The following is a 15,464-nucleotide window of genomic DNA, read 5'->3' as shown; positions in this document are numbered from 1 at the left end:
AGGGCCTGTCGCTATACTGCGCGTCAACTTCACGGACAAAAGAGCCGAGCTCAGTGAACCGGCCCACGCCAGTTAAAACCGATAACTTCTTCCTGCTGATCTTCCGTGCACTGCGCCACCGCCGTGTACCGATTGCATTGCGCATTGCCAGCCATAACGTGATCCTGGTCGCCCTGGCCCTGGTGATCTATGCCTGCGTGATGGGCTTGCAGTTCAAGCAGGCCATGCACGAGCAGGCCGATGCGCTGGGCGAAAGCCTGACCACGCAGACCGCCACTTCCGCGACCGAACTGTTGGTGTCCAACGACATCCTCAGCCTCAACGTGCTGCTCAACAACCTGACCAAGAACAAGCTGGTGGCCCACGCCGCCATCTACAGCGTGGACAACCGCATCCTCGCCGAGTCCGGTCAGCGCCCCAAGCACAGCCTGCTGGGCGAAGCCGAGGGCATGTACGAAAGCAAGATCACCTTCCAGGACGTGACCGCCGGGCAACTGCGCATCAGCCTGGATATGGACCAGTTCCAGCAGCCGATGACCATCAGCCTGCAAAGCATGGGCATTCTGAGTGCGATCCTGCTGGCACTGTCGCTGGCCCTGAGCCTGCGTCTTGGCCGGCACATCTCCACGCCGCTGCTGCAACTGCGGGTCTGGCTGCGCCGGATCGACGAATACACGCCGGGGACCGAGCGTCAGGACGAGATCGGCGATCTGGCCCGTCAACTGCACGCCAACTTTGCCCCGGAGCCAGCCCCTAAGCCTGAGCCGGAACCCGAGTTCGAGGACGACGACGTCGAGCCGGAATTCGAAGTGCGCAACCTGCGTGATCCGAGCTTTGACGAAACCCGCCCGATGGCTGCGCAGAAACCTGCGCCACGCCATGTGGTCAGCACCGTTGAAGACGACGATGACGAGGATCCGTTTGCCGATCTGCGTGACGAGTCGCTGAACGAACCCGCACAACCTGCCGTTCGCCAGCCAACCCCGAGCGTGCCGCAACATACCGCGGTGCTGGCCGTGCAACTGGGTTCGCAAGAGCAATTGCGCCGTTTGCCACGGGCACGCCTGGAAGAGCTGCAGGAGCGCTATCGCGACTGTCTGGAGCAGGCTGCTTCGCTGTATCAGGGTGAAATCGAAACTCTGAACGACGGCAGCACGCTGATGCTGTTCCACACCGAAGACAGCGGCGACGATTACCTGACCAACGCCATCTGCTGCGGCGAACTGCTGCGGGCGCTGGGCCACCAGTTGCAGATCGAAGTCGCCGACAGCGGCATTACCCTGCAATTGCAGTTGGGCCTGACCCTCGGCGACGAACTGTTCGGCCTGAGCCAGATCGACCTGCTGCTGACCGACTCCGCCCAGGATGCCCTGGCCCTGTCGCAACACAGCCGCAACCTGCTGCTGGTGGAGCGCAAGATCGGTGATGACGCACTGATTCGCCAGCGTGCGCGGATCCGGCCGATTGCCAGCCCTGAAGGCGCCTGCTGCGTGGAGCGGTTGATGGAGCCTTATCCGTCGATGCTCGAGCGGCAACTGGCGCGGATGCATGAGCGCCGGGCCTGAGGCCTTGATGTGAAGAAGCCCGCAGACGAGCGATTGTCTGCGGGCTTTTTTGTTGCCCTCACTGCCCCCTTCGCGAGCAAGCTCGCTCCCACAGTTGATCTGCGGCACGCGCACACTGTGGGAGCGAGCCTGCTCGCGAAGAGGCCGGATGCCAAACAGAAAATTCCCAGCTACCAGACACAACAAAGCCCGCACAAGGCGGGCTCTGTCCTGGCTCGCTCCAGCCTCAGAAGCGGAACACTTCCATATCCGTACGAATCGGCGAAGCCATCGGGATCTTCGGCTGTTTCTCGGCTTCCGCCGCCGGCGCGGCCGGTTTCGGTGCCGGCTTGCGCGGTGCTTCGGCAACCGGTGGCTGGTTGGCCAGTGGTTTGAGTGCGACCGACAGTTGCTCGGCCAGGCGCTGCAACAGGATGCCCTGGGCCTGAACCTGCGAAGCCGTGCCGCCACTGTGCAGTTCTTGCAGGTGAACGATGCGGTTGTCCCGCACCTGACCACGGCGGTCGATCAGACGCCACTGCGCGTCGAGAATCGCCGGTTGCTTGGCACCGGAGTCCAGACGTGTGATGGTCAACAGCACCTGCACATCCGGGGTGAACCCGGTGGTGGCCGGTGCCAGCACTACACGTTGACTGTCCAGATGACCGGCAACCTGACGCAGCAGCAACTGATCGATATCCGACGAAAGGCTGCCGGCCCAGCGGCCATCGACCGCAGCCTGCAGGCTGCCGTCCGGCTGACGCTGCAACAGGGTTTCACGTTGCAGGTAATCGGCAACGGTCACAGGGCCCAGCAAAACTGCCATGCCCGCGCTTTGCGCAGGCTGAGCCGGACTTCCGCTGTCCAGCTGATACAGCGACACCGGCTGGTGAACGCTGCAACCCGCCAGGCCAAGAACGCCGGCGAGCAGGAAAATAAGGGGGCGCAGAGAAGTCATCATCCCGTCCAGGTGGCCGCCACAAGGCTGACCACAGTGAAAATACTCAAAAAATATGAAGAACGCTCGGCCACGCCGGCGCTTGGAAAGGCCATATCATCCGTGAATATGCGTTCCGACTCCAGCGCCAAAGCGCCGATCTACGGGTTAAATCGAAGATCGGGCGCTCTAGAGAGGCGTTCTCACTCATTTTCTCCGCCGGAGAAATCAGTGCGAATGCCCCCTGGCCGCTTAATTGAGGTTTTCGACGAGCAGCGCATCCACTCGCTGGAAGCCCCGTGGCAGTTTATTGCCACGACGACCACGCTCACCCTTGTAGTGTTCGAGGTCATCGGCTTTCAGCGACAGGGTACGTTTTCCGGCCTGCAGCACCAGCGTGGCGCCTTCCGGCAGAACGGCGATGTCCGTGACATATTCTTCGCGACTGGCCACACGTTCACCGGAGATACCGATGATCTTGTTGCCTTTGCCCTTCCCTAATTGTGGCAGATCGCTGATTTTGAAGATCAGCAGGCGACCCTCGGTCGTGACCGAAGCCAGCCAGTTCTGCTCGCGGTCGGCCACCGGACGCGGCGCGAGCACCTTGGCGTTGTTCGGCAGGCTCAACAGGGCCTTGCCGGCCTTGTTCTTGGCTTGCAGGTCTTCGCCTTTCACCACAAAACCGTAACCGGCGTCAGAGGCGATCACGTACAGCGCGTCGTCCTCCGGCATCAGCACGCATTCGAACGTGGCGCCAGGCGGTGGCGTCAGACGGCCGGTCAACGGCTCGCCCTGGCCCCGTGCAGAAGGCAAGGTATGGGCGGCCACCGAGTAACTGCGGCCCGTGGAGTCGATGACCACGGCTGACTGGTTGGAACGCCCCGCCGCCGACGTCTTGAAGCCGTCACCGGCCTTGTACGACAGGCCGGTGGCGTCGATCTCGTGGCCCTTGGCCGAACGAATCCAGCCTTTTTCCGACAGCACTACAGTCACTTTCTCGTTCGGCAGCAGATCGTGCTCGGTCAGTGCCTTGGCTTCTGCGCGCTCGACGATTGGCGACCGACGGTCGTCGCCGTAGGTTTCGGCGTCTTTCAACAGCTCGCTGCGAACCAGCTTCTTCAGCTTCGCTTCGCTGCTCAGCAGCGCTTGCAGCTTGGCTTGTTCCTTGAGCAGTTCGTCCTGCTCGTCGCGCAGCTTCATCTCTTCCAGTCGCGCCAACTGACGCAGACGGGTGTCGAGGATGTAGTCGGCCTGGATCTCGCTGAGGGCGAAGCGCTCGATCAGTTTGGCTTTCGGTTGATCCTCGGTGCGGATGATGTGGATCACTTCATCCAGGTTGAGGTAAGCGATCAGCAAGCCGTCCAACAGGTGCAGACGACGTTCGACCTTGTCGAGGCGGAATTGCAGGCGGCGACGCACGGTCAGCACGCGGAATTCCAGCCACTCCACCAGCAGCGCCCGGAGGTTTTTCAGCTGCGGCTTGCCGTCCAGACCGATGATGTTGACGTTGACCCGGTAGGTCGACTCCAGCTCGGTGCTGGCGAACAGGTGCTGCATCAGCGCTTCGTGATCGACGCGGCTGTTGACCGGGATGATCACGATGCGGCACGGGTTCTCGTGGTCGGATTCATCGCGCAGGTCGGCGATCTGCGGCGCTTTCGACGGTTTGGCCTGCATCAGCGCGGCGATCTGCTCCAGTACCTTGGCCCCGGAGACCTGGTGAGGCAGCGCGGTGACGATGATGTCGCCGTCCTCGACGTGGTACACGGCGCGCATGCGCACCGAGCCCTTGCCGGTTTCGTACATTTTCAGCAGGTCGGCGCGCGGGGTGATGATTTCCGCTTCGGTCGGATAGTCCGGGCCCTGAATGTGTTCGCAGAGCTGTTCGACTGTGGCTTTCGGCTCATCGAGCAGGCGCACGCAGGCGGTGGCAACTTCGCGCAGGTTGTGCGGCGGCACGTCGGTGGCCATGCCCACGGCGATACCGGTGGTGCCGTTGAGCAGGATGTTCGGCAAACGTGCCGGCAACACCAGCGGTTCCTGCAGGGTGCCGTCGAAGTTCGGGCCCCAGTCCGCAGTGCCCTGTCCCAGTTCGCTGAGCAGCACTTCGGAATAACGCGACAGCCGCGCTTCGGTGTAACGCATCGCGGCGAAGGATTTCGGATCGTCCGGTGCACCCCAGTTACCCTGGCCGTCCACCAGTGTGTAGCGATAGCTGAACGGCTGAGCCATCAGCACCATCGCTTCGTAGCACGCCGAGTCGCCGTGGGGGTGGAACTTGCCGAGCACGTCGCCGACAGTACGCGCCGACTTCTTGTGCTTGGAATCGGCGTCCAGCCCCAGCTCGCTCATGGCGTAGACGATACGCCGCTGTACCGGTTTCAGACCGTCGCCGATATGCGGCAGGGCACGGTCCATGATCACGTACATGGAGTAGTTGAGGTAGGCATTTTCGGTGAAGTCAGCCAGCGACCGGCGTTCTACACCGTCCAGGCTGAGATCAAGGGAGTCGCTCATGCGGGCCTCATCGGTTCGTTGTCTGGCGCAGCAGCATGGTGCCACCGCGCTGGGTAAATTCAAGTTTGTTCAGGGCGCTCATGCCGAGCAGCACCTGGTCGCCATGCAGACCGGGCGCCACCAGTGCGCGGACGTCCCGCAGCACGATGTCGCCCAGTTGCAGGCGGTCGATACGGGTGCGATAGCCCTGGCTCAGGCCGTTGGCCGTGCTCAGGGTCACACCGAAACCTTCTTCCAGCCGCAGGTCTTTCGCGACCTCGGCCGGGATTGCCACGTCGGTCGCGCCGGTGTCGAGCATGAACTCCACCGACCGGCCGTTGATCAGTCCGCTGGCGACGAAATGTCCCTGGGCGTTACCCGCCAGTTTCACTTCGATCACGCCGCCCACCTGCTCCGAGCTGACCACCACATTGGGATTGCGCTGGCGCTCTTCCCACTGGCCGAAAAAACGCGTGGCCAGAAACAGCGCCGCGCACCAGGCCAGAATCATCAACACCCGACCGGCGCGTTTGCCAGGCGGCTGCTGACTCATGGCTTGGCACTCCAGCCACCTTCAGGTGCGGCGAAACGCCAGACGATCGGGCGGACTTCACCATCGGCGCGAGGACCGAAGTTGTTGTCGACGCCGATCCAGGCACCGTCGGCATCAATCACCAACGCCTCTTCGAGCCCGAAGTTCTGGGCGTAGCGACGGTTGCCCTGCAACAATTCGTCGGCATACGACCAGCAGCGCTCGACCTTGGCCGTCTGCGGATCGCGGCGGCAGATCTGGTAGGCGTTGCGCTCAAGGGTGAACAGCTTGCCGTTGAACAATGACAGGTCGGAAAAGTCCCGGTTGACCGGTCTGGCCTTGGGGAACTGCGGCGGCTGCATCTCCATGCCGCCCTCACTGAGCAGCACGCAACGACCGTCACAGTCCCATACCGTCTGCTGACGCTTGATCAGCAACAAGCCACGGTTTTGCCGTTCGGCGGCCAGCCACATCTGATCGCCTGCCGGGTTGATCGCCAGGCCTTCGAAGATCGCATTGAATTGCAGCAGCATGCCGCTGGCCCGCGCCTCGCGGACCATCATCGGCGAAATCTTCAGCCACGATGACGGCCCCTGCGGCGGGACTTGCAAGACGGCGGCGTGGCCTTCGCTGACAATGTAGCGATTGCCGGCGCTATCGCAGGTGATCCCTTCGAAATCCAGATCGCCGCCACGGACGAACGACGCCGCCCAGGTCCGCGATTTGATGCCCCACGGCAAGCCGCTGTCGGGCACTGGCGGCGGATCGATGCGCACGGCCGTGGCCTGCCAGACCCGATCGCGGGTATCGAGACGATAGATCTGATCATCGTCGCGGTCCGAGACCGTCCACAGCTCGTTGCCGCACATTGCCAGCCCCGAGAGGTTGCCGCCGCGCATACCTTCGACCGGATGTTCGGAGAGCACGCGCAGTTCCTGCACGGGCTCCGCCGACACCGTCATCGAGCCCAGCAGCAACGCACCCGCCAGGGCCCAGCCGAAGCGCATCAGGCCAGGACCTCGGCCAGGTTGCCCTTGGATTCGAGCCAGGACTTGCGGTCGCCGGCGCGTTTCTTCGCCAGCAGCATGTCCATCATTTCCGAGGTCTGGGCGAAGTCTTCGCCGAGGGTCAGTTGCACCAGGCGTCGGGTGTTCGGGTCCATGGTGGTTTCACGCAGCTGCGGCGGGTTCATTTCACCCAGGCCCTTGAATCGGGTGACCTGCGGTTTGCCGCGTTTCTTCTCGGCCACCAGACGGTCGAGGATCCCGTCGCGCTCGGCTTCGTCGAGGGCGTAGTAGATCTCCTTGCCCAGGTCGATGCGGTACAGCGGCGGCATCGCCACGTAGACGTGACCGGCATCCACCAGCGGGCGGAAATGCTGGACGAACAGGGCGCAGAGCAAAGTGGCAATGTGCAGACCGTCGGAGTCGGCGTCGGCGAGGATGCAGATCTTGCCGTAGCGCAGCTGGCTCATGTCCTCGGCGCCCGGATCGACACCGATGGCTACCGCGATGTTGTGCACTTCCTGGCTGGCCAGCACTTCGCTGCCGTCGACTTCCCAGGTGTTGAGGATCTTGCCGCGCAACGGCAGGATCGCCTGGAACTCCTTGTCACGAGCCTGTTTGGCCGAACCGCCGGCAGAGTCACCTTCCACCAGGAACAGTTCGGAACGCATCGGGTCCTGCCCGGCGCAGTCCGCCAGTTTGCCCGGCAGCGCCGGGCCCTGGGTGATGCGCTTGCGCTCGACTTTCTTGCTGGCTTTCAGGCGACGGCCAGCGTTGCTGATCGCCAGCTCCGCCAGCGCCAGACCGGTTTCCGGGTTGGCGTTGAGCCACAGGCTGAACGCGTCCTTGACCACACCCGAGACGAACGCCGCCGCTTCACGGGACGACAAACGCTCCTTGGTCTGGCCGGAGAATTGCGGCTCCTGCATCTTCATCGACAGCACGAAGGCGATGCGTTCCCAGACGTCTTCCGGCGCCAGCTTCACACCGCGCGGCAGCAGGCTGCGGAATTCGCAGAACTCGCGCATTGCGTCGAGCAGGCCCTGACGCAGACCGTTGACGTGGGTGCCGCCCTGCTCCGTCGGGATCAGGTTGACGTAGCTTTCGGTGACCGAGGTGCCGCCTTCCGGCAGCCACAGCAGCGCCCACTCGACCGCTTCTTTGGTCCCGGCCAGATTGCCGCAGAACGGCGCATCCGGCAGGCGCTCGAATTCGCTGACCGCGTCTACCAGATAGGAGCGCAAGCCATCTTCGTAATGCCACTCGACCTTTTCGCCGGTGCCTTTGTCTTCGAAGCTGATCAACAGGCCCGGACACAGCACGGCCTTGGCCTTGAGCACGTGCTTGAGGCGGCTGATGGAGAATTTTGGCGAATCGAAGTATTTCGGGTCCGGCGCAAAGTACACGCTGGTCCCGGTATTGCGCTTGCCGACGGTGCCGATCACTTGCAGATCGGTGGCCTTGAAGCCGTCGGCGAAGGTCATTTCGTATTCGTTGCCGTCACGCTTGACCCGTACCCGCACCTGGGTCGACAAGGCGTTGACCACGGAAATACCCACCCCGTGCAGACCGCCGGAGAACTGGTAGTTCTTGTTGGAAAACTTGCCACCCGCATGGAGCTTGGTGAGGATCAGTTCAACGCCCGACACACCCTCTTCCGGGTGAATGTCGACCGGCATGCCACGGCCGTCGTCGCAGACTTCCAGCGAGTGGTCGGCGTGGAGGATGACCTGGATCGATTTGGCGTGGCCGGCCAGGGCTTCGTCGACGCTGTTGTCGATGACTTCCTGGGCGAGGTGGTTCGGCCGACTGGTGTCGGTGTACATGCCGGGGCGTTTGCGCACCGGGTCGAGGCCCGAGAGGACTTCGATGGCGTCGGCGTTATAGGAGCTAGCGCTGGGAGTGGCCATAAGGTCTCGTCGTCAGTGTTCGGTGAATAAGAAAATTAAGGGGGCAACCGCTCACAGCGCGGTGAAATCGATTGCCTGAAACAAATCGGCGCCAATGCCGGCAAAACTCAGCAACGCCGGCAATTGCCCGGCAAACCCCTGAAAGCTGTGGTCGCCGCCGGCCTGGATACGCAAGGCACAGGCCCGGTAATACTGCTGGGCGTGGCGATAGTCCAGGGTTTCGTCCCCGGTCTGCAACCACACCTGATAACGCTGCGAATCCTGCGGCGCCGGGACTTCCAGTTCGGCCAGGGCCGTCACGTGGTCGTGGGTCAATTCCCAGGTTTCGTCGGTGTACAGGTTTTTTTGCGTCCCCAGGTATCCGTCGAACATCCGGTGCGGACTGACGGCCGGGTTGACCAGCAGGGCTTTGAGGCCATGGCGTTCGGCCAGATGAGTCGCATAGTAGCCGCCGAGCGAGCTTCCCACCAGTAACGGCCGGCCCAGCTCGGCAATTGCCTGTTCCAGCTGACCGATGGCTTCGCGAGGGTGGTGATGCAACGCCGGGACACGCAGTTGATCGCTCAAACCCAGCCGCTCCATCACCTCGACCAGCTGACAGGCCTTCTTCGAGGCCGGCGCGCTGTTGAAACCGTGGATATAGAGGATCGAACCGGACATTTGAGCTCCCTGGGTGTCGGCTAAAGAAAGCGGAGTTTACAGGGAGTCGATGGTCGTTGGGCCAGCACCCGAGGAAATCAGCGCTGAGCCCCTGAATCAGTAACCGTTGGAGCCGTAATACACCGTGAACCGGAAATCGGTGACACGCTCCACACCCGTCTCGATCCGCCCGTCCGGCAGCAATCGCAACCAGCGATAGCCCGGCGCCTGCTCGCCGACCTTGAAGTCGACACTGCCCGGCTCGAACTGAATGCAGGTCGACGGTGAGGCGATCAGTCGCACGCCGTTGCGCTCGCGGTCGATCTCTTGATGCACATGCCCCCACAACACGGCCCGGGCCTGTGGGAAACGGTCGAGCACCTCGAAAAAGGCTTCGGGATTGCGCAAGCCGATCGGCTCCATCCAGGCACAATCGATCGATACCGGGTGATGATGGAAGCACACCAGATGATGCCGCTCCGGCGCTTCGCTCAGGGCACGGGCGAGCAGTTGCAACTGGTCATCCTGCAAGTACCCCGGCACCGAGCCCGGCACCGCCGAATCGAGCAGGGTCACACGCCAGTTGCCGACATCCACTACAGGCTCCAGCAGCGCACTTTGCACAGCGGCCATTTGCATGATCTGCGGTTCGTCGTGGTTGCCGGGGATCCAGCGGGCGGGTGCATCGATCTGCGCCGTCAGCTGACGAAACTGCTGGTAGGACTCCAGCGTGCCGTCCTGGGACAGGTCGCCCGTGGCAATCATCAGGTCGATTTGCGGCTGTTGTTCGAGCACCAGTTCGATGACCTTTTGCAGGCTCTCACGAGTTTTCATGCCCAGCAGCGCGCCGTCCGCCTCGGCGAACAGATGACTGTCGGACAGTTGCACCAGCAACGCCGCATCGGCAGTGGTCAGAGTCGATACGCTCGGCAAGGCGTTCTCCCAGGGCTGGACGCCGGGTCGGAAAGGTTCGCAATTATGCTGGGGGAAGGCCCCGGGAAGAAACCGCCGAACCGGACACAGTTCACAACTTGCCGCTGTAATAGAAACTATCGAACGGCGGCGTACTCGTGACCGCAGGCCAGACAGTGACTCAGCCACTCCCCGAGGAACAGATTGAGCTGGGCCTTTTCGTCCGGCTGATGCATGGCCGCATTGGGGTAAGGATAGACGCCGCGAAAGCGCCGCGCATGTTCGGCGCTGATGACTTCGGCCATGCGCGCGTCGTGATAGACCTGCACTTCCAGCTGCGGCACCGGCAGCCACGGCAGGCTGTGTTCCTGACGCACTTGCAGGGTCGTGGTGTACGGGCAGGTCTGCAACACTTCGATGGCCAGCACGCCGAGCATCTGGTCGCCCTGGGTCACGGCGATGCGCCGCGCCTCAGGTTCGCGGCGCATGTCCGGCAACAGTCGCATCAGGCGCGCGTAGTTGGCCTCGCAGGCGGCTTGCAGGCCCACGAGGTCGACACGATAGCGATCGCGCAGTTTGTTTACGACCATAACCCCCTCACTTCGGCGCGATTGAGCGCCAGCCACTGCAAGGCGATGATGCTCGCCGCATTGGCAATCCGGCCGTCGCGTACGGCCTGCAGCGCATCCTCGAATGCCCAGACCGTGACGCGGATATCTTCTGCTTCTTCCTCCAGCCCATGCAGGCCGCCAACACCTTCGGTGCTGCAACGCCCCAGAAACAGATGCACGAATTCGTTGCTGCCCCCCGGCGACGGGAAATATTGCATCATCGGCCACAACGCCTTGATGTCGAGCCCAGCTTCCTCCTGCGCTTCGCGGCGAGCAACTTCTTCCGGCACTTCTTCCTTGTCGATCAGACCGGCGACCAGTTCCACCAGCCACGGGTTGGCGGTCTTGCCCATGGCGCCGACGCGAAACTGTTCGATCAGCACCACCTCGTCGCGTTGTGCGTCGTAAGGCAACAGGCAGACGGCGTCGTGACGCACGAACACTTCACGATTGATCTCGCGGCTCATGCCGCCGGCAAACAGTTCGTGGCGCAAATGCACACGGTCGAGCTTGTAGAAGCCCTTGTAGCATTGTTCGCGCCGCACGATATCGATGGCGGCGGGAGTGGCTTTGGCAAGATCGGTCATGGGCATCCTCGTTTACTGCAATTCCAATACGAGGTTGCGTTTTTTGTGACGGGCAACCTCGACTTCGCGCCATCCTAACGCGCCCGCGATGTTTGATGCAGCCCCTTTACCGTCAGCGGGATGGACGGTGGAGGCGAAACCCACTCTAATTAGCTTAGTGGCGAACTGACCGCTTCACAGAGAGTCGAAGCGGTAACTTTTTGCCTTCCCCTGTTTCAGAAAGGACGCCCATGTCGCTTTTCAAAATCGCCTCCGTGGCGGCCATCGCCCTGACCCTGGGCGCCTGTGCCAGCCTGTTCCAGCCCAACTACCGCACGCCGCTGGAAACCACCCGCGACGCCTCGGAAACCCTGAAACCCGGTTGCTCCAACCCCGATTGTCCGTTGGTGAACATCGACACCCTGCACTTCCCGGCCGAGCCTGCGCTGGACGGCATCATCGAAAAACGCCTGCTGCAATTCACCCGCACCGAGCCGAACGCACCGGTGGCGCCGACCCTGGCGGCCTATCGCGAGCAGTTCCTGCGCACGGCCGGCCCGCGCAACAGCAGCTATTTGCAGGCGAAAGTACGCGAGCAGCATGACGGTCTGGTGATTGTCGAAGTGTCGAGCTACCTGGACACCGGCGGCGCCCACGGCACGCCGGGCCGCGGCTTCATCAACTATTCGCGCCAGCAGCACAAGGTGCTGAGCCTTTCGGACATGCTGGTGCCGGGTCAGGAAGAAGCGTTCTGGAAGGCTGCGCAGGTTGCGCATAACAGCTGGCTGATCAGCACCAAGCTCGATCAGGAACCGGAGTTCGTGAAGAACTGGCCGTTCGTCAAAACCCCGCACGTGGCCCTGACTTACGGCGGCGTGATCCTCAAGTACGACGTGAGCACCATCGCGCCTTACGCGCTGGGCCACGTCGAACTGAAGATCCCTTACCCGCGTCTGAACGGCATCATCAAGCCCGAGCTGTTTCCCGGCCGTAACTGAAGGCCCGGCCCAGCACGAGTTGCAGCAGCCCTGCCAGGACCAGCGCCGGCAGGGTTGCGCCGACATCCGGATACAGGTTGGCCAGCAGGTGATAGGTGCTGATGCCACCCAGCCAGGCCAACAGCGCCGGCCAGCGCAACGCGGCCGAAGCCACCTGGCCACTGCGCTTGCGCAGAATGAAGTGATCCACCAGCACCACGCCGAACAGCGGCGCAAATACCGAGCCGATCAGCAGCAGGAAATTCTGGTACTGCGCCAGGGGCGCGAGCAGCGCGATCAGGGTGCAGATCACACCGATGGCCAAGGCCAGATGCTCGACTTTCAGACGTAGCAGAATCCCGCTGGACACCGCCGCCGAGTGAATGTCGGCAAAGGCGTTTTCCGACTCGTCCAGCAAAATCAGTAGCAGCGGAATCCCCAGACCGGCACCGGCCAGTGCCAGCAGCAGCGCGTTGACTTCACCGCTCGGCGCAAAGGCCAGGGTGTAGGCCACGCCGAGACTCATCAGCCAAAAGTTGCCGATGAAGAAACCGATGGCCGTGCCACCGAACACATTCTTCGCCTTCTTGCCGAAACGCGAGTAGTCGGCAATCAGCGGCAGCCACGACAGCGGCATCGCGATGGCAATGTCGAAGCCCACGGCAAGCGGCATCGAACCATCCCCGGCCTGTGCCCACAAAGCACCCAGATCGGCCTTGGCGAACAGGTTCCAGGTCAGCCAGATGCACGCGGCCAGAATCAGCCAGATGCCCCATTTGCGCAGGATCTTGCGCACGAACGTCAGCGGCCCGCTGACGGCGAGCAAGGTTGCCAGTGCACCGAAGCACAACGTCCACAACATCGGACTCGCCCACAGCGAACCTTCGCTGAACGCACGAGTGCCGAGCAGGCTGGCTGCATCACGCATGACGATGATTTCGAACGAGCCCCAACCGATCAGTTGCAGCAGGTTGAGCAGCGCCGGCAGGCTCGCGCCTTTGCTGCCGAGGCTGAGTTTCAGCGCGGCCATCGACGACAGGCCGGTGTCGCTGCCGATCACGCCGACGGCGGCCAGCAGCAGGACACCAACCAGCGTGCCAAGGAAGATCGCCAGCAGCGATCCCGACAGGCCCAACCCCGGTGCCAACAGTGCACCGGTCTGCAACACCATCAGGCCGATGCCGAGGGAAAACCACAGGGAAAACAGATCGCGACCGCCGAATACACGCTTGTCGGCGGGCACGGCGAGGTCGGGGGAATAGGTACCGGGTTGAATGCTCAAGGGTGTTATCTCAGAGGGACATTTGTTGTTGTGTCGACCGTATTCGCGAGCAAGCTCGCTCCCACTTTGGAATGCATTCAAATGTGGGAGCGAGCTTGCTCGCGAAGGGGCCGTTGCAGGCCCCACCCTTTCAGGTCAGATCAAACCTTCTTGTACAGCTGACTGCCTTCCTTCTTGAACCGCTCGGCCTGTTCCGCCAGGCCTTGGGCGACGTCCACGTCGACCGCGTCGATCCGCTGGTTGGCCGCGTATTCGCGGACTTCCTGAGTGATCTTCATCGAGCAGAATTTCGGCCCGCACATCGAACAGAAATGCGCGACCTTCGCCGAGTCCTTCGGCAGGGTTTCATCGTGATACGAACGGGCGGTGTCCGGGTCCAGACCGAGGTTGAACTGGTCTTCCCAACGGAACTCGAACCGCGCCTTGCTCAAGGCGTTGTCGCGGATCTGCGCGCCCGGATGCCCCTTGGCCAGGTCCGCTGCGTGGGCGGCGATCTTGTAGGTGATGATCCCGGTCTTCACGTCATCCTTGTTCGGCAGGCCGAGGTGTTCCTTCGGCGTCACGTAGCAAAGCATCGCGCAACCGAACCAGCCGATCATCGCCGCACCGATACCCGAAGTGATGTGGTCATAACCCGGTGCGATGTCGGTGGTCAGCGGGCCGAGGGTGTAGAACGGCGCCTCGTCGCAGCACTCCAGCTGCTTGTCCATGTTCTCTTTGATCAACTGCATCGGCACGTGGCCCGGGCCTTCGATCATGCATTGCACGTCGTGCTTCCAGGCGATCTTGGTCAGTTCGCCGAGGGTTTCCAGTTCGCCGAATTGCGCTTCGTCGTTGGCGTCGGCAATCGAGCCCGGACGCAGGCCGTCGCCCAGCGAGAAGCTGACGTCGTAGGCCTTCATGATTTCGCAGATTTCGTCGAAGTGGGTGTAGAGGAAGTTCTCTTTGTGGTGCGCCAGGCACCACTTGGCCATGATCGAACCGCCACGGGAGACGATGCCGGTCACGCGTTTGGCGGTCAGCGGCACGTAGCGCAACAGCACGCCGGCGTGGATGGTGAAGTAGTCGACGCCCTGCTCCGCCTGCTCGATCAGCGTGTCGCGGAACAGCTCCCAGGTCAGGTCTTCGGCCACGCCGTTAACTTTTTCCAGCGCCTGATAGATCGGCACAGTGCCGATTGGAACCGGGGAGTTGCGGATGATCCACTCGCGGGTTTCGTGGATGTGCTTGCCGGTGGACAAGTCCATGACGGTGTCCGACCCCCAGCGAATGCCCCAGGTCAGTTTCGCCACTTCTTCTTCGATGGACGAACCCAGCGCACTGTTGCCGATGTTGCCGTTGATCTTCACCAGGAAGTTACGGCCGATGATCATCGGTTCCAGTTCGACGTGGTTGATGTTGGCCGGAATGATCGCGCGGCCACGGGCGATTTCTTCGCGGACGAACTCAGGGGTGATTTCTTTCGGGATGCTCGCGCCGAAGCTGTGGCCGGCGTGTTGCTGGTTCAGCAGACCGGCAGCGCGGGCCTCTTGCAGCTTCATGTTTTCGCGGATGGCGACGTATTCCATCTCGGCGGTGATGATGCCTTTGCGGGCGTAGTGCATCTGGCTGACGTTGGCCCCGGCCTTGGCGCGGCGCGGGTTGTTGACGTGGGCGAAACGCAGCTTGGTCAGTTCCGGATCGGCCAGGCGTTCCTGGCCGAAATTCGAACTCAGGCCCGGCAGGCGCTCGGTGTCGCCACGGTCGTCGATCCACGCCGAACGCACATCGCCCAGGCCTTTGCGCACGTCGATCACCACGTTCGGATCGGTGTACGGGCCGGAGGTGTCGTAGACGGTAACGGGTGCGTTGATTTCGCCGCCGAAGTCGGTCGGGGTCACATCGAGGGTGATTTCGCGCATCGGCACGCGGATGTCCGGGCGGGAGCCCTGAACGTAGACTTTTTGCGAACGGGTGAACGGTTGAACCGACTGCTCGTCGACCTTGGCCGAGTCACTCAGGTTGATCGCGTTTTTAGATTTTGTAGTCATCACGGGCTCTCCAGACAGCATCCA

General features: G+C 62.4%; 13 protein-coding genes. 2 read left to right on the top strand and 11 right to left on the bottom strand.

The genetic code is table 11. The annotated features are described in order from the left end of the window. Positions 1-53: 53 nt before the first annotated feature. Positions 54-1,565: an AhpA/YtjB family protein gene (locus CAG02_RS16890; RefSeq protein ID WP_085711144.1), complete on the top strand. Its 1,512-nt coding sequence runs from the start codon at positions 54-56 to the stop codon at positions 1,563-1,565. A gap of 226 nt (positions 1,566-1,791) precedes the next feature. Here the strand turns inward: CAG02_RS16890 and CAG02_RS16885 are convergent, their stop codons facing one another. The 9 genes from CAG02_RS16885 to CAG02_RS16845 all read right to left on the bottom strand — a co-directional run bounded on the left by CAG02_RS16885 (position 1,792) and on the right by CAG02_RS16845 (position 11,172). Continuing rightward, on the bottom strand, positions 1,792-2,502 hold the full coding sequence (locus tag CAG02_RS16885; protein WP_085711143.1) for a membrane integrity-associated transporter subunit PqiC: 711 nt from the start codon (positions 2,500-2,502) through the stop codon (positions 1,792-1,794). Positions 2,503-2,733: 231 nt separating this feature from the next. Then, the gene (gene parC / locus CAG02_RS16880) at positions 2,734-4,998 is read right to left on the bottom strand and encodes a DNA topoisomerase IV subunit A (RefSeq protein ID WP_085711142.1); all 2,265 of its coding nucleotides are present in this window, start codon (positions 4,996-4,998) and stop codon (positions 2,734-2,736) included. 7 nt (positions 4,999-5,005) lie between these two features. Continuing rightward, positions 5,006-5,530: a TIGR02281 family clan AA aspartic protease gene (locus CAG02_RS16875; protein WP_085711141.1), complete on the bottom strand. Its 525-nt coding sequence runs from the start codon at positions 5,528-5,530 to the stop codon at positions 5,006-5,008. Beyond that, the gene (locus CAG02_RS16870; RefSeq protein ID WP_085711140.1) at positions 5,527-6,516 is read right to left on the bottom strand and encodes an esterase-like activity of phytase family protein; all 990 of its coding nucleotides are present in this window, start codon (positions 6,514-6,516) and stop codon (positions 5,527-5,529) included. The genes CAG02_RS16875 and CAG02_RS16870 overlap by 4 nt, the downstream gene beginning before the upstream one ends. Next, positions 6,516-8,423 (bottom strand): DNA topoisomerase IV subunit B, encoded by a 1,908-nt coding sequence (gene parE / locus CAG02_RS16865; RefSeq protein ID WP_085711139.1) that lies wholly within the window; start codon positions 8,421-8,423, stop codon positions 6,516-6,518. Before parE ends, CAG02_RS16870 begins: the two co-directional genes overlap by 1 nt. 51 nt (positions 8,424-8,474) lie before the next feature. Beyond that, positions 8,475-9,083: a YqiA/YcfP family alpha/beta fold hydrolase gene (locus CAG02_RS16860; RefSeq protein ID WP_085711138.1), complete on the bottom strand. Its 609-nt coding sequence runs from the start codon at positions 9,081-9,083 to the stop codon at positions 8,475-8,477. Positions 9,084-9,179: 96 nt separating this feature from the next. Then, positions 9,180-9,995 (bottom strand): 3',5'-cyclic-AMP phosphodiesterase, encoded by an 816-nt coding sequence (gene cpdA / locus CAG02_RS16855; protein WP_085711137.1) that lies wholly within the window; start codon positions 9,993-9,995, stop codon positions 9,180-9,182. A 116-nt stretch (positions 9,996-10,111) separates the two neighbouring features. After that, positions 10,112-10,564: a DUF1249 domain-containing protein gene (locus CAG02_RS16850; RefSeq protein WP_085711136.1), complete on the bottom strand. Its 453-nt coding sequence runs from the start codon at positions 10,562-10,564 to the stop codon at positions 10,112-10,114. Then, the gene (locus tag CAG02_RS16845) at positions 10,555-11,172 is read right to left on the bottom strand and encodes an NUDIX domain-containing protein (protein WP_085711135.1); all 618 of its coding nucleotides are present in this window, start codon (positions 11,170-11,172) and stop codon (positions 10,555-10,557) included. Before CAG02_RS16845 ends, CAG02_RS16850 begins: the two co-directional genes overlap by 10 nt. Before the next feature lie 230 nt (positions 11,173-11,402). Here CAG02_RS16845 and CAG02_RS16840 point away from each other — a divergent pair, with 230 nt between their 5' ends. Beyond that, positions 11,403-12,149 carry an RsiV family protein gene (locus tag CAG02_RS16840; protein WP_085711134.1) on the top strand — a complete coding sequence of 249 codons (747 nt, stop codon included), beginning with the start codon at positions 11,403-11,405 and terminating at the stop codon, positions 12,147-12,149. On the opposite strand, the gene cytX is transcribed toward CAG02_RS16840, so the two are convergent. Together cytX and thiC are read right to left on the bottom strand one after the other, a co-directional pair. Beyond that, positions 12,118-13,410 carry a putative hydroxymethylpyrimidine transporter CytX gene (cytX, locus tag CAG02_RS16835; RefSeq protein ID WP_085711133.1) on the bottom strand — a complete coding sequence of 431 codons (1,293 nt, stop codon included), beginning with the start codon at positions 13,408-13,410 and terminating at the stop codon, positions 12,118-12,120. The two genes, CAG02_RS16840 and cytX, sit on opposite strands and share 32 nt — an antisense overlap. Before the next feature lie 140 nt (positions 13,411-13,550). After that, positions 13,551-15,440: a phosphomethylpyrimidine synthase ThiC gene (gene thiC / locus CAG02_RS16830; RefSeq protein ID WP_085711132.1), complete on the bottom strand. Its 1,890-nt coding sequence runs from the start codon at positions 15,438-15,440 to the stop codon at positions 13,551-13,553. Positions 15,441-15,464: the final 24 nt, after the last annotated feature.

This window comes from Pseudomonas sp. R43(2017) (genome assembly GCF_002112345.1).
Taxonomy (GTDB): domain Bacteria; phylum Pseudomonadota; class Gammaproteobacteria; order Pseudomonadales; family Pseudomonadaceae; genus Aquipseudomonas; species Aquipseudomonas kribbensis.
The sequence above is the reverse complement of the archived record's forward strand: the minus strand, read 5'-3'. Positions and strand labels throughout refer to the sequence as shown.